Raw genomic sequence first — 26,561 nt, 5'->3', positions numbered from 1 at the left:
CTTTTAGTCCAGCTTGACGCTGATGGCCAATCCCCTGAGTTCGTGCAGCAACACGTTCAGCGATTCCGGAATGCCGGGCTGCGGCATGTTGTCGCCCTTGACAATCGCTTCATAGGCCTTGGCACGTCCCATCACGTCGTCCGACTTGATCGTCAGGATCTCCTGCAAAATGTTCGATGCGCCGAACGCCTCGAGCGCCCAAACCTCCATCTCTCCGAAACGCTGACCGCCGAACTGCGCTTTACCGCCCAGCGGCTGCTGCGTAATCAGCGAGTACGGGCCGATCGAACGGGCATGCATCTTGTCGTCGACCATATGGCCGAGTTTCAGCATGTAGATCACCCCGACGGTCGCCGGCTGGTCGAACTGCTCACCGGTACCGCCGTCTCGCAGATAGGTGCGACCACTGCGCGGTACGCCGGCCTGAGCCGTATATTCGTTGATCTGCTCCAGCGAAGCCCCGTCGAAAATCGGCGTGGCGAACTTCAGACCGAGTTCGCGGCCGGCCCATCCGAGCACGGTCTCGTAAATCTGTCCGAGGTTCATACGCGAAGGCACGCCCAGCGGGTTCAGCACGATGTCGACGATCGAACCGTCTTCGAGGAACGGCATGTCCTCGTCGCGAACGATCCGCGCCACGATCCCCTTGTTTCCGTGACGGCCGGCCATCTTGTCTCCCACGCGCAACTTGCGCTTCTTGGCAATGTACACTTTGGCCAGCTGGATAATTCCGGTCGGGAGTTCGTCCCCGTTGGTCAGGTTGTATTTCTCGCGCTTGAGAACCGCATCCAGTTCCTTGTACTTGATCGTATAGTTGTTGATCGTCTGTTCGATCAGCGTATCCAGACGCGCGTCGCCCGTCCATTTATCGGTGCCGATATTCAGGTAGTCGAGTTCGGCCAGCATTTTCTGCGAGAAACGCGTCCCCTGCGGGACCAGTTCCACCCCGAAATAATCGCGGATACCGATCGTCGATTTGTCTTTGAGCAACGTCCACAGTTTTTCGATCAGACGCTCTTTCAGCGCATCGGCCTGCTGCAAGAACTCGGTCTCCATCTTTTCCAACTGCGCCTTTTCGGAAGCCTTGCTCTTCTTGCCGTCCTTATTGGCGCGGCTGAACAGTTTCTTATCGACCACGACGCCGAACAGCGAAGGCTGCGCCTTCAGCGAAGCGTCTTTCACATCGCCGGCCTTGTCGCCGAAGATCGCACGCAGCAGTTTCTCTTCCGGCGAAGGATCGCTCTCCCCTTTCGGCGTGATCTTACCGATCAGGATATCGCCCGGCTGCACATTGGCGCCGATGCGGATGATACCGTTCTCGTCGAGATCTTTCGTAGCGTCTTCGCTGACGTTCGGAATGTCGGAAGTAAGCTCCTCGACACCGCGTTTGGTATCGCGCACTTCCATAATATATTCGTCGACATGCACCGAAGTGAAGATATCCTCGCGGATCACGCGTTCCGAGATCACGATGGCATCCTCGAAGTTGTAACCCTTCCACGGCATGAACGCCACTTTCAGGTTGCGCCCCAGCGCCAGCTCGCCGCCCTGCGTAGAATAACCTTCGGTCATGATCTGCCCTTTGGTCACTTTATCGCCCTTGCGAACCAGGGGTTTCAGGGTCATCGACGTGCTCTGATTGGTCTTACGATAGCGCGGCAGACGATAGGTCGTCACTTCCGGATCGAACGTAACGATCTTCTGGTCTTCGGTACGTTCGTATTTGACCTGAATCTGCGTCGCGTCCGAGAAGACGACTTCTCCTTCGCCTTCGGCGACGATCTGGATCCGGCTGTCGGCGATCATGTCTTTTTCCAGACCCGTTCCGACGATCGGAGCCTCCGGCATCACCAACGGCACGGCCTGACGCATCATGTTCGATCCCATCAGCGCACGGTTGGCATCGTCGTGTTCGAGGAACGGGATCAGGCTGGCGGCGATCGACGAAATCTGGTTCGGCGCAACGTCCATCAGATCCACTTCCGTAGCCGTCACCACCGGAAAATCGCCGTTGTCGCGCGCTTTGATCTTGTCCGGCACGAGGAACTCGCCCGCATCGTTCAGCGGAGCGTTGGCCTGCGCAATGGTCAGTCCTTCCTCCTCTTCGGCGCTGAAATAATGAATCCCTTTATCCGTCAGATCGACCCGTCCGTCCGCCACTTTGCGGTACGGCGTTTCGATAAAGCCCATGTCGCTGATTTTCGCGTAAACGCACAGCGACGAAATCAATCCGATGTTCGGGCCTTCCGGCGTTTCGATCGGACACAGACGGCCGTAATGGGTATAGTGCACGTCGCGCACTTCGAATCCGGCGCGTTCACGCGACAGACCGCCGGGCCCCAGAGCCGACAGGCGGCGCTTATGGGTCATTTCGGCCAGCGGATTGGTCTGATCCATGAACTGCGACAGTTGGTTCGTTCCGAAGAACGAATTGATGACCGACGACAGCGTTTTGGCATTGATCAGGTCTACCGGTGTAAACACTTCGTTGTCGCGCACGTTCATCCGTTCGCGGATCGTACGCGCCATGCGGACGAAACCTACGCTGAACTGGTTGGCCAACTGCTCGCCCACCGTGCGTACGCGGCGGTTCGACAAGTGGTCGATATCGTCCACGTCGGTCTGCGAGTTGATCAGCAGAATCAGGTAACGGATGATGGCGATGATATCCTCCCGCGTCAGGATCCTTACGTCCGGAGAGATGTCCAGATCCAGTTTCTTGTTGATACGGAAACGCCCCACATCTCCCAGATCGTAACGCTTGTCCGAAAAGAACAGCTTTTCGATCACGTCGCGCGCAGTCGCCTCGTCGGGCGGCTCCGAGTTACGCAACTGGCGGTAGATATAGACGACGGCCTCTTTTTCGGAGTTGCACGGGTCTTTCTGCAGGGTATTGTATACGATGGAGAAATCGGTGCCGTTCTGGGCCTCCTTATGGATTAGGATGCTTTTGGCGCCCGACTCGATAATGTCTTCAATATGGCTCTCTTCGAGGACGGTCTCCCGGTCGATGATGATCTCGTTTCGTTCGATCGAAACCACCTCTCCGGTATCTTCGTCCACAAAGTCTTCAACCCATGTCTTCAGCACCCGGGCAGCCAGCCGCTGTCCGACCATCTTCTTCAGGTTGGCTTTAGTAACCTTTACATCCTCCGCAAGGTTAAATATCTCTAAGATCTGCCGGTCGCTCTCGAATCCGATCGCACGGAGCAGCGTGGTTACCGGCAATTTCTTCTTTCGGTCGATATAGGCGTACATCACGTTGTTGATGTCCGTCGCAAACTCGATCCACGACCCTTTAAACGGGATGATACGGGCCGAATAGAGTTTGGTTCCATTGGTATGGGTGCTCTGACCGAAGAACACCCCCGGGGAACGGTGCAACTGCGATACGATTACGCGTTCGGCGCCGTTGATAATGAACGTGCCGCGCGGAGTCATATAGGGAATGGTGCCGAAGTAAACGTCCTGAATCACCGTATCGAAGTCCTCGTGTTCGGGATCGGTACAGTACAGCTTCAGCTTCGCTTTCAGCGGTACGCTGTACGTCAGTCCGCGTTCGAGACACTCGTCCTGGCCGTAACGGGGCGGATCCACGTAATAATCGATGAATTCCAGCACGAAGTTGTTACGCGTATCGGTTATCGGGAAGTTCTCCATGAACACCTTGTACAGCCCTTCGTTTTTGCGGTTCTCGGCCGTGGTATCTAATTGGAAAAAGTCTTGAAATGATTTGAGTTGCACCTCCAAAAAATCGGGATAATGCAATCTGTTTTTTACGGAAGAAAAGCTAATACGCTGATTATCTGTTTTTGAAGACATTGTATCCAATAATTAAAGTTGAAGATAAGAACTGATTTGAAATGCGCTTCTGCTTTCAGTTTCAAACGCGGCAACTGACCCGGCAGTTCAAACGACCGATCGGAAAAATCCGTTCGGGATCACTGGTTTTCCACCCCTGCCATCTCTTTTTGCAAAACATAACCGCCCGTAGGGCCCGGTTACTGGCTGTTGCTTCTGTTAAATGAGAAAAGGTATAGAGTCTATCAGAATAGACTCTACACCCGATATGTTCTGAACTATAAGCAGTTACTACTTAACTTCAACTTCAGCGCCAGCTTCTTCGAGCTGAGATTTAACCTGTTCTGCTTCTTCTTTGGAAACGCCTTCTTTGATAGCTTTCGGTGCGCCATCAACCAGATCCTTAGCCTCTTTCAGACCCAGACCGGTAATGTCTTTCACTACTTTCACTACCTGCAGTTTCGCCTGACCTGCGCTCTTCAGGATCACGTCGAAAGACGTTTTCTCAGCAGCAGCGGCGCCACCGTCGGCAGCAGGAGCAGCGGCAACGGCAACAGCAGCAGCAGCGGGCTCAATTCCGTATTCTTCTTTCAGAACATTGGCAAGTTCGTTTACTTCTTTAACTGTCAAGTTAACCAACTCCTCAGCTAATTTTTTGATATCGGCCATCGTAATATAAAATTTTTAAAATGTTTGACTTTTAAACGTTTTGGTTAATTTTCGGGAACCATTCCTTCGGCAGCGGACTCAGGCGGATTTTCGATAACGCCCTCCGGCAAACCGTCCGGAAATATTATCCCCTTGCTTCGAGGGTTTTAACCAACCCTGCGATTTTTTGTCCGGCAGAACCCTGCAGTGCGGAGATAACGTTCTTCGCGGGAGACTGCAACAGTCCGATGATGTCACCAATAAGCTCTTCGCGCGACTTGATGTTAACCAGTTCCTCTACGGCGGCATCGCCCAGATAGATGCAATCTTCCACGCATGCAGCTTTCAGAACCGGTTTCGGATTCGCCTTGCGGAACTCCTTGATCAACTTGGCAGGACTCTTACCCACGTTGGCGAACATGATCGCCGTTTCGCCTTTCAGCGAAGGGAGCACCTCCTCGTTAATCTTCCCGGTCTGTTCGAGAGCCTTGATAAACAACGTATTCTTCGCAACCACCAGCTTCACTTCCTTTTCGAAACAAAGCTTTCTCAAAGCAGCGGTCTGCTCTGCGTTCAGTTCCGAAGTATCGGTAATGTAGTAGTGAGCGTATGCGGTGAGCTTCTCGGCCAGACTATCAATTACAACTTTTTTCTCTTCCCTGTTCATCGTCTTTCGGTTTATTTGTTTTCAAGGGATTTGGGATCAATCTGCAAGCCCGGGCTCATCGTAGTAGAGAGAAATATACTCTTCACGTAAGTACCTTTAGCCGTAGCCGGTTTCAATTTCATGATTACATTCATGAACTCGTTGGCATTGTCGACGATCTGTTCCGCAGAGAACGCGATCTTGCCGATCGAAGAGTGAACGATACCGAATTTGTCGACTTTGAAGTCGATCTTACCGGCTTTCACCTCTTTTACCGCCTTTCCGACTTCCATCGTAACGGTACCCGTCTTAGGGTTCGGCATCAGGCCACGGGGACCCAGAATACGTCCGAGCGCACCCACCTTCGCCATTACATTAGGAGTTGTGATGATCACGTCCACATCGGTCCAACCGCCTTTGATCTTCTCGATGTATTCGTCCAAACCTACGTAATCGGCGCCTGCCTCGGTCGCTTCGGTCTCCTTGTCGGGAGTACAAAGCACCAGCACGCGAACCGATTTCCCGGTTCCGTGAGGCAACGTAACGACACCTCTTACCATCTGGTTGGACTTACGGGGATCAACACCAAGTCGCACGTCCAAATCCACGGAAGCATCGAATTTCGTAAAGGTAATCTCCTTTAGAAGAGCTGCCGCCTCGCTGAGCTTGTACGCCTTATTCGGTTCAATCTTAGCAAGAACTAATTTTCTATTTTTGGTCAGCTTACTCATTTCAGTAATTTTTATCAATTACAAATTAGGAAATTCACCAACGACATCGATACCCATGCTACGTGCTGTACCGGCCACCATCCGCATCGCGGACTCAAGCGTAAAGCAATTCATATCCGGCATTTTATCCTGGGCGATCTCCTTGATCTGATCCCAGGTCACCTTGCCTACCTTTTTACGGTTCGGCTCGGCGGAACCCGACTGAAGCTTTGCGGCTTCCTTGAGCTGTACGGCTACCGGCGGCTGCTTAATGATAAAGTCGAACGACTTATCGCCATAAACGGTGATAATGACAGGAAGTACCTTGCCTGCCTTGTCCTGGGTCCTCGCATTGAACTGTTTACAGAAGTCCATGATGTTCACTCCTTTCGAACCCAGAGCGGGCCCTACCGGAGGCGAAGGATTGGCGGCACCACCTTTGATCTGCAGTTTAATTAACGCAGCAACCTCTTTTGCCATAATTTTCCTTGGTTAATTATTCTTTTTCTACTTGCATAAAGCTCAACTCCATAGGAGTCTTGCGCCCGAATATCTTCACGGAAACCGTGAGTTTCTTCCGCTCGTTGTCCACCGCCTCGATCGTACCCGAAAAGCTTGAGAATGGGCCATCGGTAACCTTGACGGTTTCTCCTTCGAAGAAAGGAACTTCGTTTTCCTCCTCGCTGACGCTCAGTTCGTCGACACGTCCTAAAATCCGGCTCACTTCCTGAGGGCGGAGAGGGGTTGCCACCATGGAAGAAGCCTTCGTGTCTCCGAGGAAGCCTAAGACGTTGGGAGTGTTGCGAAGCATAAACGGGATTTCGCCCACGAGAGCGGCCTCGACCAATACATAGCCCGGATAAGAGACCTTTTCCCGGCTGATCTTTTTACCGTTTTTGATCTGGTAAACTTTCTCAGTCGGAATCAGAACCTGGGAGATATAGTCTTCGAGGTGAGAATTCTGGACTTCCGTCTCGATGTATTCCTTCACCTTTTTTTCCTTACCTCCGATGGCACGGATCACGTACCACTGTTTTTGCTCTTTTTCGCTCATCTTTATCTTTTCTTTACAGAATTAATAAAGAATACTATATATGGCCTTCATGATGTTCTCGAATGCCAGGTCCATCGCAAGAATCACTACAGCGAATAACAGGGAAGCTGTCATAACAATTACCGCTGAATTGGAAAGCTGATTCCAGGACGGCCACGTCACCTTTTGAACAAGCTCGGCGTAGGCGTTTTTAACGTAATTAATAAATCTCATTGTCGTAACGTTTTTAGCACGAGTGGAGAGATTCGAACTCCCATCAACGGTTTTGGAGACCGCTATTCTACCCTTGAACTACACTCGTTTGTAAGGCGGCGCGCCGAACGCGCCGCCTTGAAAGTATTTCGAAATTACTTAATGATTTCGATGATCTGACCGGCACCTACGGTACGGCCGCCTTCGCGGATTGCGAAACGCAGACCTACGTTCAGGGCTACGGGGTAGATCAGGGTAACGGTGATCGTTACGTTATCGCCCGGCATAACCATTTCTACGCCTTCCGGAAGTTCCACTTCACCGGTTACGTCCAGCGTACGCAGGTAGAACTGCGGACGGTATTTGTGGTGGAACGGCGTGTGACGACCGCCTTCTTCCTTTTTCAGGATATAAACCTCGGCTTTGAACACCGTGTGCGGGGTGATCGAACCCGGTTTGGCAACGACCATACCGCGTTTTACGTCTTTCTTGTCGATACCGCGCATCAGCAGACCGACGTTGTCGCCGGCTTCGCCCTGATCCAGCAGCTTGCGGAACATTTCCACGCCCGTACAGGTCGAAGTCATCGACTTTTCGGCCAGACCGATGATTTCCACCGGATCGCCCACGTGGATCACGCCGGTTTCAACGCGACCGGTCAGCACGGTACCGCGACCGGTGATCGAGAATACGTCCTCGACAGGCATCAGGAACGGTTTTTCGTTTTCACGCGGAGGAATCGGAATGTACGAGTCAACGGCATCCATCAATTCCATGATCTTGTCTTCCCATTTGGCTTCGCCGTTCAGACCGCCCAGCGCAGAACCGCGGATAATCGGGGTATTGTCGCCGTCGAATTCGTATTTGCTCAGCAAGTCGCGAACTTCCAGCTCAACGAGGTCGAGCATTTCGGGATCGTCCACCATGTCGCACTTGTTCAGGAATACGACGATTTTCGGCACGTTCACCTGGCGGGCCAACAGCACGTGTTCGTTGGTCTGGGGCATCGGACCGTCGGTAGCGGCAACCACGAGGATCGCGCCGTCCATCTGAGCGGCACCGGTAACCATGTTCTTCACATAGTCGGCGTGGCCCGGGCAGTCTACGTGAGCGTAGTGACGGTTGGCCGTCTGATACTCGACGTGCGACGTGTTGATGGTGATACCGCGTTCCTTTTCCTCGGGAGCGTTGTCGATCGAGTCGAACGAGCGCAGTTCGGAAAGGCCTTTTTTTGCAAGTACGGTGGTAATTGCAGCGGTCAAGGTAGTTTTACCATGGTCAACGTGTCCGATCGTACCGATGTTCACATGCGGTTTGGATCTGTCAAATTTTTCTTTTGCCATATCTGTAATCTATTTTAGGAATAATTGTTTTACTTCAATTAAAGTTTCCAACACTTTTTGCGAGCGGAAGACGAGATTCGAACCCGCGACCCTTAGCTTGGAAGGCTAATGCTCTACCGACTGAGCTACTTCCGCAAAATCATTTCGTCGATTCTCCGGCGCGAACCGGATTCACTGTGGGCGGAGATGGATTCGAACCACCGAAGTCGAAAGACAGCAGATTTACAGTCTGCCCCATTTGGCCACTCTGGTATCCGCCCAGAATTTTCTCGAAGAACTTTTCGAAACCCGAGTCTCGCTCGTTACACCCTAATAATATAGCGCCGCACCCACTATTGTCCGCCGCATCCGCACGCTCTGTCCGTCGCACCTTCCGGAGCCGATGGAGGGATTCGAACCCCCGACCAGCTGATTACAAATCAGCTGCTCTGGCCAACTGAGCTACATCGGCAGTTTGTCACATTTTAGGGTTGGCAAAAGTACGAATAATTTCTTAATGCACAAATATTACGCACCAAAAAATTAATCCGCCCCGGCAAATCGACGGTCAACTCAAGGCCTGCGTCAAATCCCAAAAACGCAAAATCGGTGTCAAAGGTACAACGGATTTTTGGAATAACGAAATTTTTTATACCAAATACGCTATTTTTAAGCTCAAAATCGTGTCGGTTCCGAATCCCGCCGCGACGGCGCCGGCCGCGAATTTTCATTTCGGTGTCCGCCCGGCCGCAAAACGGCAGTCGGTCGGCAGATCCGTTCCGGATCGGTAAACACGGACGGATAATAAATACCGGTATATTTTTTATCTTTGCTATGTTCACAATCCCATTTTCACCGTTCTAACCCGCCCGACATGAAAAAAACTTTCCTGCTTTTCGCCGCATCGCTTTCCTGCAGCTTACCTATTTTTTCCGCCCGTGCGCAGGTCGCCGACCTGCGGGGAGGCCCGCTGGGGGTCGAACGGGTCGCAGCGAAAGCCAATTACGCGATTTACGAATCCGCACGCAAATCCTCCGCCGACGAAAGTTGCTGGATACGGATCGACCTGGGACGGCCGTATCCGATCGATTCGGTCAAACTGTACCCCGTCGTATTCGACAGTTGGGACTACTATGCGCGCCCGGGATTTCCGGTACGATTCCGGATCGAAACGTCCGGCTCCGACAGGCCCGTAACGATCGCCGACCACACCGGCAGCGACTACGAAGCCGCCGCAGTCGACCAAATCGACGTCTTCCGCCCGGCGCACCCTGTTTCCGGCCGGTACGTCGAGCTGAGAGTCACCCGGCTACCCGAACGCGACAACGGATACTATTTCGAACTCTGGAAAATGGAGGTATGGTCGGGCGGCGTCGACGTTTCGGAAAACCGGCTGCTCACCGACTCCGACCGGGGTTTTCTGGGTAAACACCCCTTATTGAGACCGCAACGCCCGATGGGAGAAGTCGCCGTACTGAATTGTCCCGAAAACGTCACTCCGGCGGCAAGCTGGCGGCCGGTCGAACCGACGGCGCGGGTTCCGCGCAGCGGCGTCACCGTAAACGACGGACTGTTCCGCCGAACGCTCTATGCCAACGCCCATTACCTGCTTCAGTCGTTTTCCGTAGACGATATGTTGAAAGAGTTCCGCGAGCGGGCCGGAGTACCGGCGGACGGGGCATTGCGCGACCTGCATACCGAATGGGTCGACATTCTGCCCGGTTCGAAAGCGGGTCGCTTTCTGATGGGCGCGGGCAACCAACTGCGCTGGGTCGAAAACCGCGAACTGCGCGACCGGATGAACCGGATCGTCGACGGCATCGAAGCCTGCAAACAGTCGAACGGATACCTCATGGCTTATCCCGAACGCGATATCCTGCATTTCGAAAACGGAGCTTACTGCCGTTCGTGGGTGACTCAGGGACTGATCGAAGCGGGAATCGCAGGAAATCCGAAAGCCTATCCGTTGCTGCGCGGTTTTTACGACTGGTTCAACGCCTGCCCCTATCTGCCGGAACTGGTCCGCCGCGGCGGACAGGGACGCCAGGGAATCATCGCCAGCACCCGCCTTTATTTTACGCCGGTAGGAAAACCCGAAGACCTGCAAGTCGTGCAGCGTTACTACCAGGAAAATTTCTGGATGCAACAATTGATCGACAAGGATGTCGACGCGATCTGGAAATATCCGTACGACCGTCCGCACTGTTACCTGATCCTGTCGCTGGAATCGTTCCTCGACCTCTACATGGCGACCGGCGACCGGCAGTACCTCGATGCGGCCGTCGGAGGCTGGGAACTGTTCAACGAATATTACGAACATATCGGAGGCAGTATCAGTATCAGCGAACTGTCGCCCTACCCGCCCAAATCCTATCTGCTGCGCAGCGGAACGGGCGAGCTGTGCGGCAATTCGTTCTGGGCGTTCCTGAACCAGCGGTTCCACCTGCTCTACCCCGAAGAGGAAAAATACGTGGCCGAAATCGAAAAATCGATCTACAACGTAGCCATTGCCAACCAGACTGCCGACGGCAAAATCCGCTACCACGCCCGCCTGATAGATCGTAAAGAAGACGGCACGGACGTCAACACCTGCTGCGAAGGGCAGGGGACGCGGCTTTTCGGAGCGTTGCCCGAGTTCATCTACACGCAGGCGGACGACGGCGTATACGTCGACCTATTCGCCGCCTCTTCGTTCGCCTGGGAACAGGACGGGACACCGATGAAACTAACCATGCAAACCGAATTCCCGTACAGCCGGCCCGGAGCCGGGAGCACCCTGATAAATCCGAGATTAAACGAACGACTCGAATATCCGTATCCCACCGACATCCAGATCGAAGTTTCGGCACGCAAAAAAACGCCGTGCAAAATCCGGCTTCGCATTCCATGGTGGTGTAACTGCAACGCAGTCATCTTGGTAAACGGCGAACGGGTAGCCTGGGGAAAACCGGGATCATACGTAACGCTCGACCGGAAATGGTCGGACAAGGACAAGATACAATTTTCGTTACCGATGGCTTTCCGCCTCACCCTGTACAAAGGAAGCGAACCCGATTTCAAAGGCAAAAATGCTTACGCTATCGAATACGGCCCGCTGCTGATGGCCGTTGTCGGAGATTCGGTGCAAAACGGGCGTGTTACGCTACCATTCCCGCCTGAAAAACTATTTGAAAAATTCAAACCGTCGCAAGACGCTCCGCTTCATTTTACCATCGAAGACAGCGGCTTGCGGCTGATTCCCTATTTTGAAATTTCGGACGAATCGTTCACCTGTTATCCTTTTTTGGAAGATTGCCAGATAGAAGGACAGGGCCCGAGAATCGAATCTATCGGACAAATCCTGCCGAGACTGCTCAAGGATTGAGCAACAACAAAACGGCGGCCGGATCTCCTGCCGCCGTTTTAGCACTTTATTATATCTTAATCATTTCGCAGGAGGAACCAGCGGCAGCGCGAGCCAGGCCAGGTTGATGCCGCGGCCCATGTGTCCGTAATTTTCTCCGGTCGCGCCGTCGTAGAGCATCGCCAGCCGGTCGCCCACCCGGATCACCGACGGCATCCCGATAGCGCCTTTCACCTCTTTGGAATTCTGACAATCGATCACGATCGCCTTGTCCTGCGGATCCCACCGATTCAGGTCTTTGGTCCAATACACCCAAACGGCATCCGTGTATTCGCCCCGGTCGGGGTGTATCCCGATGTGGTTCGTAAACAGGAACCAGGTACCGTTATCGGGTTCGTAATAGAGCGAGGTGTTCTCGCACTGCTCGGCGGGCGGGAAAATCGGCTGCGGATCGACCGTCCACGCGCTCCCCAGGTCGCGGGTACGGGCGATGCCGACCGTACGGCCCAGTTTACCCTCCTTGTCAAAAGCCGCGGCTCCGAAAAACATCTTGTACTCGCCGTCCTGCTCCACCACATCGCCCGGACTGGCCGTATCGCTGTAATAAGTGCCGGCCTCGTTGGTGAAAGGAATGATGTCGTAACGTTTGCGCCAAGGGCCGGCCGGATGATCGGCCTCGGCCGTCAGGGTCACATAAGGAGTGGCCGGGATGCAGTCGGGAGCGGGGGTACAAAATTGGGTGCCCACGTAGAACATATGCCATTTCGCGCCGTCGTTCACCAACCAGGGCGACGAAGCCGATTTGGAATCGGGGCGTCCCGCTTCGCCGAGGGTCAATTGCAATCCGTGCTTCTCCCAATGGCGCAGGTCGCGGCTGGTAGCCAGGCACGACAGCCACCCATCTTTGCCGGCGCCGTCGTAATGAAGGTAGTAGACTCCCTCGTGCTCGACCACTACGGCTTCGCGTGCGCCGTAGGTATCGCAACTGTCGGGCCCCGTCCCGCAAGGCATCACCATCCCTTCGTCATCGATCGTCATCCGCAGAACGGCCTGCGAACGCCCGTCCACGTAGCTCTCGGGCGCCCGATATTCCTTCTGGGCGGAAACGCCCACAACCCAGACCAACATACAGCCTGTCAAAAATCTTTTCATTTTCCGAATTTTAAAAAGCGGGCCGTACGCCCTTCATTGGGAATACGACCCGCACATTCCTAAATTATTCCGAGCGATCGCTATTCGATCTCGACCAGTTGGCTGTCGACGGCGACGGTATCGCCTTCGGCCACGAGCACCTGCTTCACGGTTCCGGCGTAATCCGACGTGATGCTGTTCTCCATCTTCATCGCTTCGAGGATCACCACATCCTGCCCTTTTGTCACTTTATCGCCCGGTTTCACCAGCACGCTGAGGATACGTCCCGGCATCGGCGACGTAACCACGTTTCCGGTAATCGCAACGGCCGGCTTGGCTTCGGCCTTCGCTTCTGGAGCCGGCGCGGCGGCGGGCGCAGCAGCGGCCGTCTGGGCGGCTTTCGCGGCTTCGGCGGCGTGAGCGGCGGCATAACGCGCTTTCTTCACGCCCGTCAGGTAATTCTTGGCGACCAGCGGGAAGAGCTCAAGCAACAGCACCTCTTTTTCATTCTCGGCCAACTTGACTCCGCCGGCGTCTTCGAGCACCGGATTCGGTTGCATCTGATATTTCGACGTGTCGTACGGGGTTTCCTCGCGCACCCCGGCGATCTTCAGGCGGAATTCGGGATCGACCGGAACCGGCGTTTCGCCGTACTCGCCCTTGACCAGGTTCACGAACTGGTTCGACACGTTCGAATACATCGGCTTACCGTTTTTAACGTCCAGCGCGCAATTGACGGCCTGGGCGCCCACGATCTGGCTGGTCGGCGTCACCAAAGGCGGCAGACCGGCGTCCAGACGCACGCGCGGGATCAACTGCATCGCGCTCTCGAGGATCGATTCGGACTTGAGCTGCTTGAGCTGGGCCACCATGTTCGTATACATACCGCCCGGAATCTCGGCCTTCTGCACCAGTTCGTTCGGTTTCGGGAAGTTGAAATACTTTTCGATCGCATGACAGGCGTCGAGCAGTTCGGCCTCGTTTCCATTTTTGGCTGCGGCAATCGCCCGGTCGAACTCCTTGTCGATGTTCTCAGGCAGCTTGTCGGTCAGCGGGTTGAACGCATTCGGGAAAATCTTCACCGCATCCACCGCATCGAGTTCCTTGCGGATCGTATAGAGTTCCTTGTTGATCTTGGCGACGGCCTCCATGTTGATATCGAGCTCCACGCCCATTTTCTTGCAGAAGATGTAGATCAGTTCGATCGCCGGAGCCGCCGGTCCGCCGGCGAAGTTCCAGATATTCGTATCGACGACGTCGACGCCGGCCTCGATCGCAGCCACGACGGAAGCCAGCCCGTAACCGGGCGTACAGTGCGTATGGAAGTCGATCGGAATCGACAGGTTTTTTTTGAACAGCTTGATCAGATCCGAAACGCGTTTGGGCGGGATCAGTCCGCTCATGTCCTTGATCGTGATCATATCGGCGCCCAGAGCGGCCATCTGCTGCGCCTTGTTCAAGAAATACTCGTCGGTGAAAACCGCTTTCGGAAGTTTCTTCCCTTTCAGCGCGGCCTTGATACGTTCCATCGTCGAGAAATGCGGGTCGATCGTGTAGCACACGGCGCAGTCGGCGATACCGCCGTACTTCTTGATATACTTGATCGTAGACTTCACGTTGTTCACGTCGTTCAACGCGTCGAAAATACGCATGATGCCCAGTCCCGACTCGATCGCATTGCGGCTGAATCCCTCGATGATCTCATCGGTATACGGAGCGTATCCGAACAAGTTGCGTCCGCGGGACAGCGCGGTCAGTTTCGAAACGTCGCCCACGACGGCCTTGATCTTTTCGAGGCGGTCCCACGGGTTTTCGTTCAGGTAGCGCATTACGGAGTCGGGCACGGCGCCGCCCCACACCTCCATGGCGTAAAAATTAGCGTCTTTATAGAAAGGCAGGACGCGGTCGATCTGCTCCTGCTTCATCCGGGTGGCAAAAGCGGATTGCTGTCCGTCCCGGAGGGTCAAATCCCTTATCAAAAGTTTTTGAGCCATAGTTGTTTTGATTAGTGCGATGATTTATAAAGTTAGTTTCCCACTGAGCTGGACGGCAACCGTTTACCGCCCCTCTGTTATAATATTAACAAAGATACGAAGTTTTTGCGATAAAACATAAAAAAATCGTTTTTTTATCTTACCCGGAGATTAATTTGGCAAATCCCCGGTTAATGATTACTTTTAGCGTTCGATTACGCGCTGACAAAATACGTTCAGAATCATAAAATCAGGAGGCTATGGAAAGAAATTACAAATTGCCGAAAGAGGGAGGGCTGGAGCCGGGGGCAGATCCTGCCGACATCATCCGAAAATTCGAAAAAATCTACACGAACATTTACGAGAACGAAGCGAGCGGAGCCATGTACGTGGCTCGGGAGATCGCCGGCTGCATCCGCGAGAAACAGTCGGCCGGAGAGATGTGCGTACTGGGCATGACGACCGGGAAATCGCCGGTGGGCCTGTTCCGCGCGCTGGTCGAACTGCATAAAAAAGAGGGGCTCAGTTTTCACAACGTAGTCATATTCAGCCTCGACGAATTCTTCCCGATCTCGCCGAAGGAGTTGCAGAGCCGCAATTACTCGATGCACGAGAGTCTGCTTGATCACATCGACATCAAACCCGAGAACATCCATATCCCGGACGGGACGCTGCCGCAGGACAAAGTCGAAACGTTCTGCCGCGACTACGAAGCGCTGATCGAGCAGTACGACGGCATCGACCTGATGGTGCTCGGTACCGGCGTACAGGGGCAGATCGGGTTCAACGAACCGGGCACCTACACCAATACGCGGACGCGGCTGGTCGCCCTCGGCAACGAAAGCCGCAAGGCCGCCGCATCGATCTTCTACGGCATCAACTACGTACCGCACAAGGCGATCACGATGGGACTGCGAACGATCCTCGACGCCAAACGCATCATCCTGATCGCGTGGGGCGAAGAAAAAGCGTACGTCGTCAAGGAGCTGGTCGAAGGCGAACGCCAACTGTTGGTTCCGGCCACCTGCCTGCAGGAGCACCAGAACATGGAAGTCGTGGTCGACGAAGGCGCCGCCTCGCAACTGACCCGTATCCGCACGCCGTGGCTGGTCGGACGCTGCCTGTGGCCGAAACGTTTTATCCGCACGGCCGTGCTGTGGCTGTGCGAGCAGGTCGACAAACCGATCCTGAAACTGACCTATCAGGACTATGTGGATAACCGTCTCGGCCAGTTGCTCGAAATCTCCGGCATGGCCTACGACGAGATCAATATCCAGGTATTCAACGACCTGCAACACACGATCACCGGATGGCCCGGCGGCAAGCCGAACGCCGACGATTCGACGCGTCCCGAACGCGCGCAGCCGTTCCCCAAACGCGTGCTGATCTTCAGCCCGCATCCGGACGACGACGTGATCTCGATGGGCGGCACGTTCCGCCGGCTGATCACTCAGGGACACGACGTCCACGTAGCTTACGAAACGTCCGGCAACATCGCCGTGCACGACGACGTGGTGCTGCAAACGATCGACACCGCCCGCGAATGCGGTTTCGAAGACAAATACGACGAAGTGAAAGCGATCATCGCCGGTAAGCGCAAAGGCGAACCCGAACCGTTGGAACTCCGCAAGCTGAAAGGCTCGATCCGCCGCGCCGAAGCGAAGGCGGCCTGCCGGCACATGGGGCTGAACGACCGGACAAATGTCCACTTCCTGAACCTGCCGTTCTACGAAACGGGAGGCGTCAAAAAGGGACTGCTGACCGAGAACGACATTTCGCGCGTCGTAAAATTATTGCAGGAACTCAAGCCCGACCAAATCTATGCCGCCGGCGACCTGTCCGACCCGCACGGAACGCACCGCACCTGCATCGAAGCGGTCATCGAGGCGATGTACCAGATACAGAACGAACCCTGGGTGAAAGATTGCCGGTTCTGGCTCTACCGGGGCGCATGGCAGGAGTGGGATCTGGACATGGTCGACATGGCCGTGCCGCTCAGCCCGGACGAGGTGGTGCAGAAACGCCACGCCATCTACCGCCACCTGTCGCAGAAGGACGTGATGCCGTTCCCCGGCGAAGACAAGCGCGAATTTTGGCAGCGCGCCGAAGAACGTACGCAGAATACCGCCCGGATGTACGACAAGCTGGGAATGGCCGAATATCAAGCGATCGAAGTATTTGTCAGACTGGACCTTTTCAAACTATAAAAAACACAAATCCTTTAATTTATTGAAACCATGAAAAAAATCCTAATCCTGATGAGTTGCGCGGCCTTGCTGTTCTGCGGTTGCAAAGACGACGAAGACAACCAGGCTAAAGTAAGCCGCGAATACCAGACCCGTATCGGTCTCGGACAGGATGGTTATCTCGGAAGTGAAACGAACAATCTGAATCAGCTAAATACGCTGCTCGAAGAAGGTATCGCAAATATCAATAAACAATTCGGAGCCAAATTCACGATCAACGCAACGGGCGACACCGAGGAAGAAGCTTACGCACAGTGCGATGCACAGGCCAAGCAGAAATACGAGGAGCAAAGCGCGTCGATTAAGGCCGCTCTGGTCGCTCTACAAACTTCATTCAACACGAAAAAAGCAGAATTATTACCTTCGTTTACCGAAGACGAGAAAAATAAGTATTACATCAACGACGTCGCGTACGGGATGGTGTCTTATCAAAAAAGCATCGCGATCGCTCCCGGATACGAAGACATCTACATCGTGGAAGACACTGCCAACCAAGTGACTTTCAAGGCGGGAAAGGGCGACGTCCAATAACGTTATTTACAGAATGTCCGGGTTGAGACCCCGTTTATGGCCGGTTACGGCTGCCCATAGTGGTCCAGAACGTTCACAACCGAGAACAAATAAAATATTTTTAATTATGAGAGTCATCATCGAACCCAACGGCGGACAGGTATCGGCCTGGGGAGCCGCCTACATTGCCAAACGCATCAACGAACACAACAAAAAGGAGAAACGGCCTTTCGTACTGGGTCTTCCGACGGGTTCCACCCCGTTGGGCACCTATAAAAAGTTGATCGAATACTGCAAAGCGGGCAAAGTTTCGTTCGCCAACGTCGTAACGTTCAACATGGACGAGTACGTAGGCATTCCGAAAGACCATCCGGAAAGCTACCATTCGTTCATGTGGAACAACTTCTTCAGCCACATCGACATCAAACCCGAAAACGTCAACATCCTGAACGGCAATGCGCCCGACCTATGCAAGGAGTGCGCCGACTACGAAGCCCGTATCCGGGCCGCAGGCGGCATCGATTTGTTCATGGGCGGCATCGGCCCCGACGGACACCTCGCGTTCAACGAACCTTTTTCGTCGCTGAACTCGCGGACGCGCGTCAAATCGCTGACCAAGGATACGATCATCGCGAACTCGCGCTTTTTCGGCGGCAACGTCGACTTGGTTCCCAAAACGGCGTTGACCGTGGGCGTGGGCACCGTGATGGACGCCCGCGAGGTGATGATCCTGACGATGGGACACAACAAAGCGCGCGCGCTGGCCGCCGGCATCGAAGGCGGTTACAGCCACCAGTGGACGATCAGCGCGTTGCAAGTACATCCCAAAGGAATCATCGTCTGCGACGAGGACGCAACCGACGAACTGAAAGTAGGTACTTACAAATACTTCAAAGACATCGAGTCGGCGAACCTCGATCCGGCGAAACTGTTCGCATAGGTTCCCCGTTTTACGGCATATTCTCGAAAAGCCCTCGGAAACGGGGGCTTTTTTATTATATTTGCGCAAATTAACCGCACTAACACACAGACATGGCAGACGAAAAAATCATATTCTCGATGGTCGGAGTCAGCAAGACTTTCACGAACCAGAAAAAAGTGCTGAACGGCATCTACCTGTCGTTTTTCTACGGGGCTAAAATCGGGATCATCGGGCTGAACGGCTCCGGGAAATCGACGCTGATGAAGATCATCGCCGGGCTGGACAAGAATTTCCAGGGCGAAGTGGTCTTCTCTCCGGGCTATACGGTCGGCTACCTCGAACAGGAACCGCAGTTGGACGATACGAAAACCGTCCGCGAAGTGGTCGAGGAAGGGTGCGCCGACGTGGTCGCGCTGCTGAAAGAGTACGAAGAGGTCAATGCGAAGTTCATGGAGCCGATGGACGACGACCAGATGGCGAAGCTGATCGAACGGCAGGGCGAGCTGACCGAACTGATCGACCACAAGAACGGCTGGGAACTGGACGCCACGCTCGAACGCGCGATGGACGCGCTGCGGTGTCCGGACGCCGACCAATCCGTCAAACACCTGTCGGGCGGCGAACGCCGCCGCGTGGCGCTGTGCCGGCTGCTGTTGCAGCAACCGGACGTACTGCTGCTCGACGAGCCGACGAACCACCTCGACGCCGAGAGCATCGACTGGCTCGAACAGCACCTGCAACAGTACAAGGGAACGGTCATCGCCGTTACGCACGACCGCTATTTCCTCGACAACGTGGCCGGCTGGATCCTCGAACTCGACCGCGGCGAAGGCATTCCCTGGAAAGGCAATTACAGCAGTTGGCTCGAACAGAAATCGAACCGTCTCGCGCAGGAAGAGAAGCAGGAGAGCAAACGGCGCAAAACGCTGGAGCGCGAGCTGGAATGGGTTCGCATGGCCCCGTCCGCCCGCCACGCGAAGAGCAAAGCCCGTCTGTCGGCCTACGACAAGATGCTGAACGAAGATACGAAACAAAAGGAGGAAAAACTCGAAATCTACATCCCGAACGGCCCGCGCCTCGGCGATGTGGTGATCGAAGCGCAGGACGTGTCGATGGGCTACGGCGACCGGCTGCTGTACGAACACCTGAGCTTCTCGTTGCCGCCCGCCGGAATCGTCGGCGTGATCGGCCCGAACGGGGTCGGCAAGACCACGCTGTTCCGGCTGATTATGGGGATCGAAAAGCCGCTGCACGGCTCGTTCCGCGTCGGCGAGACGGTCAAGCTGGCCTACGTCGACCAGCAACACGCGTCGATCGACCCGGAAAAGACGGTTTACCAGGTCATCTCGCAGGACAGCGAGCTGATCCAGCTCGGCGGCCGCAGCGTCAACGCCCGGGCCTACGTGTCGCGCTTCAACTTCAGCGGCGCCGACCAGGAGAAAAAGTGCGGCGTGCTGTCGGGCGGCGAACGCAACCGGCTGCACCTGGCCCTCGCGCTGAAGGAGGAAGGCAACGTGCTGCTGCTCGACGAGCCGACCAACGACATCGACGTCAACACGCTGCGCGCCCTCGAAGAAGGGTTGAATAACTTTGCAGGATGCGCCGTAGTGATCTCGCACGACCGCTGGTTCCTCGACCGCATCGCCACGCACATCCTCGCGTTCGAAGGCGACTCGCAGGTCGTGTTTTTCGAAGGCGGTTACAGCGAATACGAAGAGAACAAGCGCAAACGCCTCGGCGACGACACCCCGCACCGGGTGAAATACCGCAAACTGGTCGCCGACTAAACACCGACAGCGTATGAAAACCTCACTCGGACACCTACCGCAGCGCAAAGCGGAGGAACTCGAAATCCTCACAAAGTACATCCGCAGGGCCGTACCGGCCCAAATGGTTATCTTGTTCGGCAGCTATGCGCGCGGCAACTGGGTCGAACTCGACGAACGGTTCGACTACGGGGTTCATACGACTTTCCAAAGCGACTACGATATCCTGGTGCTAGTCGAGCACGGAGTGGAACCTTACGGGGCCGCACGGAAGTTGGATCGTGTAGAAGATGTTTTCGCAAGAAACACCCGTTCGGATACCCCGGTCAGTTTTATACTGGAACATATCCAAACTTTTAATAAATATCTCGCAGAAGGTCGGTATTTCTGGACGGACATCGCCGAGGAAGGAATCATGCTGTACGACAGCGGAAAGTTTACGCTCGAAACACCGTGCGAACTGAATGCACAGGAGTTTAAAGGACAGGTACAGGAATATTTTGAGGAATGGAACGGTCGCGGAGAAACATTCTATAAATACGCTGCCCTAGCGCACTCCAACAAAGATCATAAATTTTCCATTTTCAATTTCCATCAAGCATGTGAATCTTTCCTCCACACGATCAGACTGATCCACACCCTTAAAAAACCGAGGATACACGACCTCGAAAAACTGGTAAAATCCTGTAAAGTGCATACGCCGGAAATCCTTGCATTTTTTCCGACCGACACAGAAGAGAGCAAACGCTTGTTCAAAATATTGAACGACGCCTATATCGCCGCACGCTACGATCCGAAATACACGATCGCCCCGGCGGACATCGACCGCATCCGGCCGCACGTCGAACTGCTGCGCCAGATCACCCGCAACGCTTACGATAAAAAGATCGCCGAACTGGACGCTTTGATCGACAGTTCGCCAACGAAATAAAATTTTAGAAAACACACCGTCATGGCACAAAAACCATCCATTCCGAAGGGCACACGCGATTTCGGCCCGGACGAGATGATTAAACGCACCTACATTTTCGACACGATAAAAAGCGTCTTCCGCACCTACGGATTCCTGCCGCTCGAAACGCCGGCGATGGAAAACCTCTCGACGCTGCTCGGAAAATACGGCGACGAGGGCGACAAGCTGCTCTTTAAAATCCTGAATTCGGGGGACTTCCTGAGCGGAGTCGCACCCGAAACGTTGCAGGATGCCGACGCCAACCGCAACGCGCTGTCGGTGAAAATGTGCGAAAAAGGATTGCGTTACGACCTCACCGTACCGTTCGCCCGCTACGTCGTACAACACCAGAACGAAATCTCGTTCCCGTTCCGGCGCTACCAGATCCAGCCGGTATGGCGCGCCGACCGGCCGCAGAAGGGACGCTACCGCGAGTTTTTCCAGTGCGACGTCGATATCATCGGCAGCCGCAGCCTGCTCAACGAAGTCGAGCTGATCGAAATCGTGGCGGCCGTGTTCAAAAAACTCGGCATCCGGATCGCGCTGAAGATGAACAACCGCAAGATCCTGTACGGCATCGCCGAGACCATCGGTCACGCCGACAAGATGACCGACATCACCGTGGCGATCGACAAACTCGAAAAGATAGGAATCGAAGCGGTCAACGAAGAGCTGCTTTCGAAAGGTATCTCCGAGCAGGCCGTGGCCGCGCTGCAACCGATCCTGTCGCTCAGCGGTACGAACCGCGAGAAGCTGCGACAGTTGCGCGCGGTGATCGGCGGCAGCGAAACCGGAATCGCCGGCATCGACGAGATGGAAACGATCTTCGGATACGTCGAAGCGCTTGGCACGGAATTGGATATCGAACTGGATTTGTCGCTGGCGCGCGGGCTGAACTACTACACCGGCGCGATCTTCGAAGTAAAGGCGAAGGATTTCGCGATCGGCAGTATCTGCGGCGGCGGACGCTACGACGACCTGACCGGAATTTTCGGTATGCCGGGCATGTCGGGAGTAGGCATCTCGTTCGGAGCCGACCGGATCTACGACGTGATGTGCGGACTCTGTCTCTACCCCGAAGAAGCGGGCGTCACCACGCGGGTTTTGTTTCTGAATTTCGGGGAAACCGAACAACCGGCCGCCTTGCGCGCGATGAAACAACTGCGGGCCGCAGGCATCCCGTGCGAAATGTACCCCGACGCCGCGAAGATGAAAAAGCAGATGGAATACGCCAACCGGCGCGCGATCCCGCTGGTGGTGATCATCGGCAGCGACGAACTGGCCGCCGGAAACGCCACCGTCAAAAACATGGCGACCGGCGAACAGCAGGCCGTTCCGCTGGCGGAACTGGCCGCGCGCCTGCAATAATGCGCCGGCGAGGCGCGTTATCACAAGGACATTAAAGATACTGCAATGATAAGAATGAAAATCCATATCCTGCTGGCGACGCTGCTGTTCGCGGCGCCGGCGCTTGTTTCTGCACAGAACGACGCGAAAGACGATCCGGCCGGCAACCTGCAGAAATTCCAGCAGTTCTACCGTTACCTGAACGGCGCCTACGTCGATACGGTACACAACAATGAGCTGGTCGAAAGCGCGATCCGCGAAGTGCTGCTGCAACTCGACCCGCATTCGACTTACGTATCTCCCGAGGAGATGGTCGAAGTCAAGGAGAGCTTCGACGGCAGTTTCAGCGGCATCGGCATCGAATTCAACGTACTGCGCGATACGATCATCGTGGTCAACGTCATTTCGGGCGGTCCCGCCGAACAGGTGGGCCTGCTCCCCAACGACCGGATCGTCGCGGTGGACGGCAAAAGCTCGGTCGGCGTCAAACAGATCGACGTGCCGAAACTGCTGCGCGGGCCGAAAGGCAGCCGGGTAGAGACGCGGATCGTCCGCCACGGCGGCGGCGAACCGCTCGACTTCACGATCGTGCGCGACAACATTCCGATCAATACGGTGGACGCCGCCTACAAGGTCGATCCGAAGACCGGTTACATTCGGATCAACCGTTTCGCGAACAATACTTACAAGGAGTTCACGGACGCCGTGCAGAAACTGGGGCCGATGGACGCCCTGATCCTCGACCTGCGCAGCAACGGCGGCGGGCTGATGGGCGGAGCCGTACAACTGAGCAACTTTTTCCTACCCGAAGGTTCGGTGATCGTATCGACCGAAGGGATGCGCGTGCCGCCCGACCGAATCGTCGCGAAAGAAGACGGCCCGTTCACGAAAGGGAAGGTGATCGTGCTGATCAACGAGACTTCGGCTTCGGCCAGCGAGATCGTATCCGGAGCGATTCAGGACTGGGACCGCGGCCTGCTGATCGGCCGGCGCACGTTCGGCAAGGGACTCGTCCAACGGCAGTTCCCGTTACAGGACGGCTCGGCGGTGCGGCTGACCGTAGCGCGCTACCACACGCCGACCGGACGCATGATCCAGCGCCCGTATGAAAACGGCAATTTGGACGCCTATTATGAAGATTTCAACAAACGGTTCGAACCGGGAGCTTCCGATTCGGTCGGCGGCGACACCACGCAGCGGTTCAAAACCCTGCGTAGCGGCCGCACCGTCTACGGCGGCGGCGGAATCACGCCCGACATCGTCGTACCGCTCGATACGTCGGACTATACGAAATACTGGGGCAGCCTGGTGCGTCAGGGCGTCATCAACGAATTCGTCATCGAATACCTGGACGAGAACCGTCCGGCGCTGTCGTCGCGTTACGCGGCTCCCGAAAAGTTCGTCAGCGACTTCACCGTCTCCGACGACGTGCTCGACGCCCTGACGGCCAAGGCCACGAAAAAGGGGATCGCCTTCGACGTCGCAGAGTTCGAACGTTCGAAAAAAGCGCTGAAAACCCAATTGAAAGCGTTGATCGCGCAAAAAATGTGGGGAGTCAACGAATACTACCTCGTCGTCAACGGCGAGGACGACCCGGTCTTCGCCAAAGCGCTCGAAGTGCTGCGCGACTGGGAGCGTTACGGTTCCGGCATCACCTACTGATTCGATCAGAAACGATCCATCCGCTCCGCCGGCCGCAAATCGGTTTTTGCAGCCGGCGGAGTCGTATACGCTTATTTTGCCCCGAATATTTGCTTATATCTCTTTTTCTTTTTAATTTTAACAACCTATAACTGCTAACAAAAACGAAAGGCATGAATCATTTTGACTACAAAAAGGAAAGCGAAAGCGACGGAGCGGAAGAGATCTACTCAAAAATAGTCAGGGCCGGACGGCGCACCTATTTCTTCGACGTGAAGGCGACGCGGAACGACGATTATTACGTGACAGTCACCGAAAGCCGGAAAAAAACCGAAAAGGACGGAAAATTCTCGTTCGAAAAACACAAGATCCACCTTTACAAGGAGGACTTCTGCAAATTCGCGGAAGGACTCGACGAAGTGGTCGGGTACATCCGGGAGCACAAGCCGGAGTGTTTCAATCCGGACGGCTCGGCGATCAGCAGCATCCCCGCGTCGCTGGACGACGAATTCGACAAACTGTAACGCACGACAACGAAAACAAAGGCGTCCGAAAAAGATCCGGACGCTTTTTTCATTCCGTATGAGAAAAAACGTATTGTTGGGCTTCAGCGGCGGCATCGACAGCACGGCGGCGGCGCGGTACCTCGCCGAACAGGGCCATGCCGTCACGCTGCTTACGCTGGATACCGTCGGGGAAGAGGGTCTCGAAACGCGCATCCGGCAGGCGGCCGGACGGCTGAACCTTCCGTTCCGGATCGAAAATGTCCGCGAAGTTTTCCGCGAAGAGATCGTCCGCTATTTTACCGGCAGCTACCTGCGCGGCGAAACGCCCGCGCCCTGCACTCGCTGCAATCCCCGGGTCAAATGGAAAACGCTGTACGACATCGCCCGGCGCGAACATTACGACCATATCGCCACCGGACACTACTTCCGTGTTCGCTGCGAAAACGGAAAATACTTCGTGCGCACGGCCGCTGACCCGGCCAAAGATCAGTCCTATTACCTGTGGGGCTTGTCGCAGGAATACCTGCGGATAGCCCTGACGCCGATGGGCGAACGAATCAAAAAAGCGGTGACCGCATCGCTCCCGTCCGCCCTCCGGTCGCGGGAGAGCATGGGCGTCTGTTTCCTGCAAGGACTCTCCTACTCCGAGTTCCTGAAAACGCAGGTTCCCGGAATCGTTCCCGGCGAAATCGTCGATGCACGGGGAAAGACGATCGGACGCCACGACGGCTGCGCGTTCTACACGATCGGACAAAAACGCGGACTGCGCACCGACTCCGGCGAACCGGTCGTCGTCACCGGGATCGACGCCGCGCGGAACCGGGTGACCGCAGGATGCGACGCCGACCTTTTTTACCGCCGGTTGACCGTCCGGGAGTTCTGCGCCGCCGATCCGCAGCGGCTGACCGACTCGCAAACCGTACGGGTCAAAATACGGGGCGTGGGCCGGAACCCGGAGGGTTACGCGCGCGTCCGAATCGACGGGCAGTCGTTGCTCGTCGAACTCCGCGAACCGGCCTGGGCCCCGGCCAAGGGACAGCCCGTCGTTTTCTACGACGGCGACCTGGTCGTCGGAGGAGGCATCCTCGCCGACTGCCGGCGGTAAAACGCTCCGTAAAAGCGTAAACCCGATCGTTCCGGTCACTTTTTACGCGCTGCGAAGCCCCGGTCTGAAAAATTTTTGGTAAACTTGCACCGTTAAACCCGCACCGCGCGCGGTGCGCCACGTTCACGGCATGAATATTCTGAAAAAAACCTACAACTGGGTGCTCGGCTGGGCCGACAGCCGCTGGGGAGCGGCCGCACTGTTCGTCCTCGCATTCGCCGAATCCAGCTTTTTTCCGATTCCTCCCGACGTCCTGCTGATCGCCCTGGGACTCGGATGCGCCGCCAAAGCGTTCCGCTACGCGCTGATCTGCACAATCGGTTCGGTACTCGGCGCCATGGCCGGATACGCCATCGGACACTACCTGTGGCAGACCCCGGGCGGGGAATTCACCGCCATCGCCGATTTCTTTTTCCGGATCATTCCCGGATTCACCCATACGGAATACGACAAAATCTGCGCGATGTACAACCAGTACAACTTCTGGGTCGTATTCACCGCCGGATTCTCGCCGATCCCCTACAAACTGATCACGATCACCGCCGGAGTGTTCAAGATCGACTTTCCGGTCTTCCTCGTCGCATCGGTCGTCAGCCGGGGCCTGCGTTTTTTCTTAATTAGCTGGTTGATATGGAAATACGGGGAGCCGATCAAACGTTTTATCGACAAATATTTCAACTGGCTGGCGCTGGTATTCACCGTTCTGCTGATCGGCGGATTCTTCGCCATCAAACACGCTTTCTGAC

Annotated in this window: 22 protein-coding genes and 4 tRNA genes; 11 read left to right on the top strand and 15 right to left on the bottom strand. The window is 55.3% G+C overall.

Annotation, left to right across the window (positions count from 1 at the left end; genetic code table 11):
* Nucleotides 1-3: 3 nt before the first annotated feature.
* The 13 genes from rpoB to GFH31_RS09225 form a co-directional block, all read right to left on the bottom strand.
* Nucleotides 4-3,822, bottom strand: a complete 3,819-nt coding sequence (rpoB, locus tag GFH31_RS09285) for a DNA-directed RNA polymerase subunit beta (protein ID WP_101571530.1) — start codon at nt 3,820-3,822, stop codon at nt 4-6.
* 270 nt (nt 3,823-4,092) lie between these two features.
* Entirely contained in the window at nt 4,093-4,470 is a 378-nt protein-coding gene (rplL, locus tag GFH31_RS09280; RefSeq protein WP_055202384.1) for a 50S ribosomal protein L7/L12, read from the bottom strand.
* A 124-nt stretch (nt 4,471-4,594) separates the two neighbouring features.
* The gene (gene rplJ / locus GFH31_RS09275; protein ID WP_055202386.1) at nt 4,595-5,116 is read right to left on the bottom strand and encodes a 50S ribosomal protein L10; all 522 of its coding nucleotides are present in this window, start codon (nt 5,114-5,116) and stop codon (nt 4,595-4,597) included.
* Nucleotides 5,117-5,127: 11 nt separating this feature from the next.
* Nucleotides 5,128-5,826 carry a 50S ribosomal protein L1 gene (gene rplA / locus GFH31_RS09270; protein ID WP_101571655.1) on the bottom strand — a complete coding sequence of 233 codons (699 nt, stop codon included), beginning with the start codon at nt 5,824-5,826 and terminating at the stop codon, nt 5,128-5,130.
* Nucleotides 5,827-5,844: 18 nt separating this feature from the next.
* Nucleotides 5,845-6,285, bottom strand: coding sequence for a 50S ribosomal protein L11 (rplK, locus tag GFH31_RS09265; protein ID WP_055202390.1), 441 nt, complete (start codon nt 6,283-6,285; stop codon nt 5,845-5,847).
* 16 nt (nt 6,286-6,301) lie between these two features.
* Nucleotides 6,302-6,859, bottom strand: a complete 558-nt coding sequence (gene nusG, locus GFH31_RS09260; RefSeq protein ID WP_101571532.1) for a transcription termination/antitermination protein NusG — start codon at nt 6,857-6,859, stop codon at nt 6,302-6,304.
* Between the two features lie 21 nt (nt 6,860-6,880).
* Entirely contained in the window at nt 6,881-7,072 is a 192-nt protein-coding gene (secE, locus tag GFH31_RS09255) for a preprotein translocase subunit SecE (protein WP_055202394.1), read from the bottom strand.
* A gap of 17 nt (nt 7,073-7,089) precedes the next feature.
* Nucleotides 7,090-7,160, bottom strand: a tRNA-Trp gene (locus GFH31_RS09250).
* Nucleotides 7,161-7,206: 46 nt separating this feature from the next.
* Nucleotides 7,207-8,394 (bottom strand): elongation factor Tu, encoded by a 1,188-nt coding sequence (gene tuf / locus GFH31_RS09245; RefSeq protein WP_101571534.1) that lies wholly within the window; start codon nt 8,392-8,394, stop codon nt 7,207-7,209.
* Nucleotides 8,395-8,456: 62 nt separating this feature from the next.
* A tRNA-Gly gene (locus GFH31_RS09240) sits at nt 8,457-8,529 on the bottom strand.
* A 42-nt stretch (nt 8,530-8,571) separates the two neighbouring features.
* A tRNA-Tyr gene (locus tag GFH31_RS09235) sits at nt 8,572-8,654 on the bottom strand.
* 117 nt (nt 8,655-8,771) lie between these two features.
* A tRNA-Thr gene (locus GFH31_RS09230) sits at nt 8,772-8,845 on the bottom strand.
* Nucleotides 8,846-8,858: 13 nt separating this feature from the next.
* Nucleotides 8,859-9,215, bottom strand: coding sequence for a hypothetical protein (locus GFH31_RS09225; RefSeq protein ID WP_145996512.1), 357 nt, complete (start codon nt 9,213-9,215; stop codon nt 8,859-8,861).
* A 32-nt stretch (nt 9,216-9,247) separates the two neighbouring features.
* Between GFH31_RS09225 and GFH31_RS09220 the strand changes: the two genes are divergently transcribed.
* The gene (locus GFH31_RS09220; protein ID WP_153497814.1) at nt 9,248-11,737 is read left to right on the top strand and encodes a beta-L-arabinofuranosidase domain-containing protein; all 2,490 of its coding nucleotides are present in this window, start codon (nt 9,248-9,250) and stop codon (nt 11,735-11,737) included.
* Between the two features lie 60 nt (nt 11,738-11,797).
* On the opposite strand, the gene GFH31_RS09215 is transcribed toward GFH31_RS09220, so the two are convergent.
* Together GFH31_RS09215 and GFH31_RS09210 are read right to left on the bottom strand one after the other, a co-directional pair.
* Complete coding sequence (locus tag GFH31_RS09215) at nt 11,798-12,868, bottom strand: hypothetical protein (RefSeq protein ID WP_118655352.1); 1,071 nt, start codon at nt 12,866-12,868, stop codon at nt 11,798-11,800.
* 80 nt (nt 12,869-12,948) lie between these two features.
* Complete coding sequence (locus GFH31_RS09210; RefSeq protein ID WP_055202402.1) at nt 12,949-14,841, bottom strand: biotin/lipoyl-containing protein; 1,893 nt, start codon at nt 14,839-14,841, stop codon at nt 12,949-12,951.
* A 239-nt stretch (nt 14,842-15,080) separates the two neighbouring features.
* Between GFH31_RS09210 and GFH31_RS09205 the strand changes: the two genes are divergently transcribed.
* The 10 genes from GFH31_RS09205 (at nt 15,081) to GFH31_RS09160 (ending at nt 26,560) form a co-directional block, all read left to right on the top strand.
* The gene (locus GFH31_RS09205; protein WP_101571542.1) at nt 15,081-17,027 is read left to right on the top strand and encodes a PIG-L family deacetylase; all 1,947 of its coding nucleotides are present in this window, start codon (nt 15,081-15,083) and stop codon (nt 17,025-17,027) included.
* A gap of 30 nt (nt 17,028-17,057) precedes the next feature.
* Nucleotides 17,058-17,597: a hypothetical protein gene (locus tag GFH31_RS09200; protein ID WP_055202406.1), complete on the top strand. Its 540-nt coding sequence runs from the start codon at nt 17,058-17,060 to the stop codon at nt 17,595-17,597.
* Between the two features lie 106 nt (nt 17,598-17,703).
* Entirely contained in the window at nt 17,704-18,516 is an 813-nt protein-coding gene (nagB, locus tag GFH31_RS09195) for a glucosamine-6-phosphate deaminase (protein ID WP_153497813.1), read from the top strand.
* Between the two features lie 92 nt (nt 18,517-18,608).
* Nucleotides 18,609-20,285, top strand: coding sequence for an energy-dependent translational throttle protein EttA (ettA, locus tag GFH31_RS09190; RefSeq protein ID WP_055202410.1), 1,677 nt, complete (start codon nt 18,609-18,611; stop codon nt 20,283-20,285).
* Nucleotides 20,286-20,298: 13 nt separating this feature from the next.
* On the top strand, nt 20,299-21,195 hold the full coding sequence (locus GFH31_RS09185) for a HEPN domain-containing protein (RefSeq protein ID WP_153497812.1): 897 nt from the start codon (nt 20,299-20,301) through the stop codon (nt 21,193-21,195).
* Nucleotides 21,196-21,216: 21 nt separating this feature from the next.
* Complete coding sequence (hisS, locus tag GFH31_RS09180) at nt 21,217-22,584, top strand: histidine--tRNA ligase (protein ID WP_118458230.1); 1,368 nt, start codon at nt 21,217-21,219, stop codon at nt 22,582-22,584.
* A 45-nt stretch (nt 22,585-22,629) separates the two neighbouring features.
* Nucleotides 22,630-24,225, top strand: a complete 1,596-nt coding sequence (locus GFH31_RS09175) for a S41 family peptidase (protein ID WP_228385753.1) — start codon at nt 22,630-22,632, stop codon at nt 24,223-24,225.
* A 152-nt stretch (nt 24,226-24,377) separates the two neighbouring features.
* Nucleotides 24,378-24,728 carry a DUF3276 family protein gene (locus GFH31_RS09170; protein WP_055202417.1) on the top strand — a complete coding sequence of 117 codons (351 nt, stop codon included), beginning with the start codon at nt 24,378-24,380 and terminating at the stop codon, nt 24,726-24,728.
* Between the two features lie 58 nt (nt 24,729-24,786).
* Nucleotides 24,787-25,815 carry an MnmA/TRMU family protein gene (locus GFH31_RS09165; protein ID WP_101571549.1) on the top strand — a complete coding sequence of 343 codons (1,029 nt, stop codon included), beginning with the start codon at nt 24,787-24,789 and terminating at the stop codon, nt 25,813-25,815.
* Nucleotides 25,816-25,927: 112 nt separating this feature from the next.
* On the top strand, nt 25,928-26,560 hold the full coding sequence (locus tag GFH31_RS09160) for a YqaA family protein (RefSeq protein WP_228385752.1): 633 nt from the start codon (nt 25,928-25,930) through the stop codon (nt 26,558-26,560).
* Nucleotide 26,561: the final 1 nt, after the last annotated feature.

It is taken from the genome of Alistipes sp. dk3624, assembly GCF_009557455.1.
GTDB lineage: Bacteria > Bacteroidota > Bacteroidia > Bacteroidales > Rikenellaceae > Alistipes_A > Alistipes_A hominis.
Note: the sequence above shows the minus strand (reverse complement) of the source record. Positions and strands in the feature narration are given on the sequence as shown.

Excerpts from the sequence above, each read along its gene's own strand:
- rpoB (WP_101571530.1), bottom strand. The coding sequence starts at position 3,822 with ATGTCTTCAAAAACAGATAATCAGCGTATTAGCTTTTCTTCCGTAAAA.
- rplL (WP_055202384.1), bottom strand. The coding sequence starts at position 4,470 with ATGGCCGATATCAAAAAATTAGCTGAGGAGTTGGTTAACTTGACAGTT.
- rplJ (WP_055202386.1), bottom strand. The coding sequence starts at position 5,116 with ATGAACAGGGAAGAGAAAAAAGTTGTAATTGATAGTCTGGCCGAGAAG.
- rplA (WP_101571655.1), bottom strand. The coding sequence starts at position 5,826 with ATGAGTAAGCTGACCAAAAATAGAAAATTAGTTCTTGCTAAGATTGAA.
- rplK (WP_055202390.1), bottom strand. The coding sequence starts at position 6,285 with ATGGCAAAAGAGGTTGCTGCGTTAATTAAACTGCAGATCAAAGGTGGT.
- nusG (WP_101571532.1), bottom strand. The coding sequence starts at position 6,859 with ATGAGCGAAAAAGAGCAAAAACAGTGGTACGTGATCCGTGCCATCGGA.
- secE (WP_055202394.1), bottom strand. The coding sequence starts at position 7,072 with ATGAGATTTATTAATTACGTTAAAAACGCCTACGCCGAGCTTGTTCAA.
- tuf (WP_101571534.1), bottom strand. The coding sequence starts at position 8,394 with ATGGCAAAAGAAAAATTTGACAGATCCAAACCGCATGTGAACATCGGT.
- GFH31_RS09220 (WP_153497814.1), top strand. The coding sequence starts at position 9,248 with ATGAAAAAAACTTTCCTGCTTTTCGCCGCATCGCTTTCCTGCAGCTTA.
- GFH31_RS09215 (WP_118655352.1), bottom strand. The coding sequence starts at position 12,868 with ATGAAAAGATTTTTGACAGGCTGTATGTTGGTCTGGGTTGTGGGCGTT.
- GFH31_RS09210 (WP_055202402.1), bottom strand. The coding sequence starts at position 14,841 with ATGGCTCAAAAACTTTTGATAAGGGATTTGACCCTCCGGGACGGACAG.
- GFH31_RS09205 (WP_101571542.1), top strand. The coding sequence starts at position 15,081 with ATGGAAAGAAATTACAAATTGCCGAAAGAGGGAGGGCTGGAGCCGGGG.
- GFH31_RS09200 (WP_055202406.1), top strand. The coding sequence starts at position 17,058 with ATGAAAAAAATCCTAATCCTGATGAGTTGCGCGGCCTTGCTGTTCTGC.
- nagB (WP_153497813.1), top strand. The coding sequence starts at position 17,704 with ATGAGAGTCATCATCGAACCCAACGGCGGACAGGTATCGGCCTGGGGA.
- ettA (WP_055202410.1), top strand. The coding sequence starts at position 18,609 with ATGGCAGACGAAAAAATCATATTCTCGATGGTCGGAGTCAGCAAGACT.
- GFH31_RS09185 (WP_153497812.1), top strand. The coding sequence starts at position 20,299 with ATGAAAACCTCACTCGGACACCTACCGCAGCGCAAAGCGGAGGAACTC.
- hisS (WP_118458230.1), top strand. The coding sequence starts at position 21,217 with ATGGCACAAAAACCATCCATTCCGAAGGGCACACGCGATTTCGGCCCG.
- GFH31_RS09175 (WP_228385753.1), top strand. The coding sequence starts at position 22,630 with ATGATAAGAATGAAAATCCATATCCTGCTGGCGACGCTGCTGTTCGCG.
- GFH31_RS09170 (WP_055202417.1), top strand. The coding sequence starts at position 24,378 with ATGAATCATTTTGACTACAAAAAGGAAAGCGAAAGCGACGGAGCGGAA.
- GFH31_RS09165 (WP_101571549.1), top strand. The coding sequence starts at position 24,787 with ATGAGAAAAAACGTATTGTTGGGCTTCAGCGGCGGCATCGACAGCACG.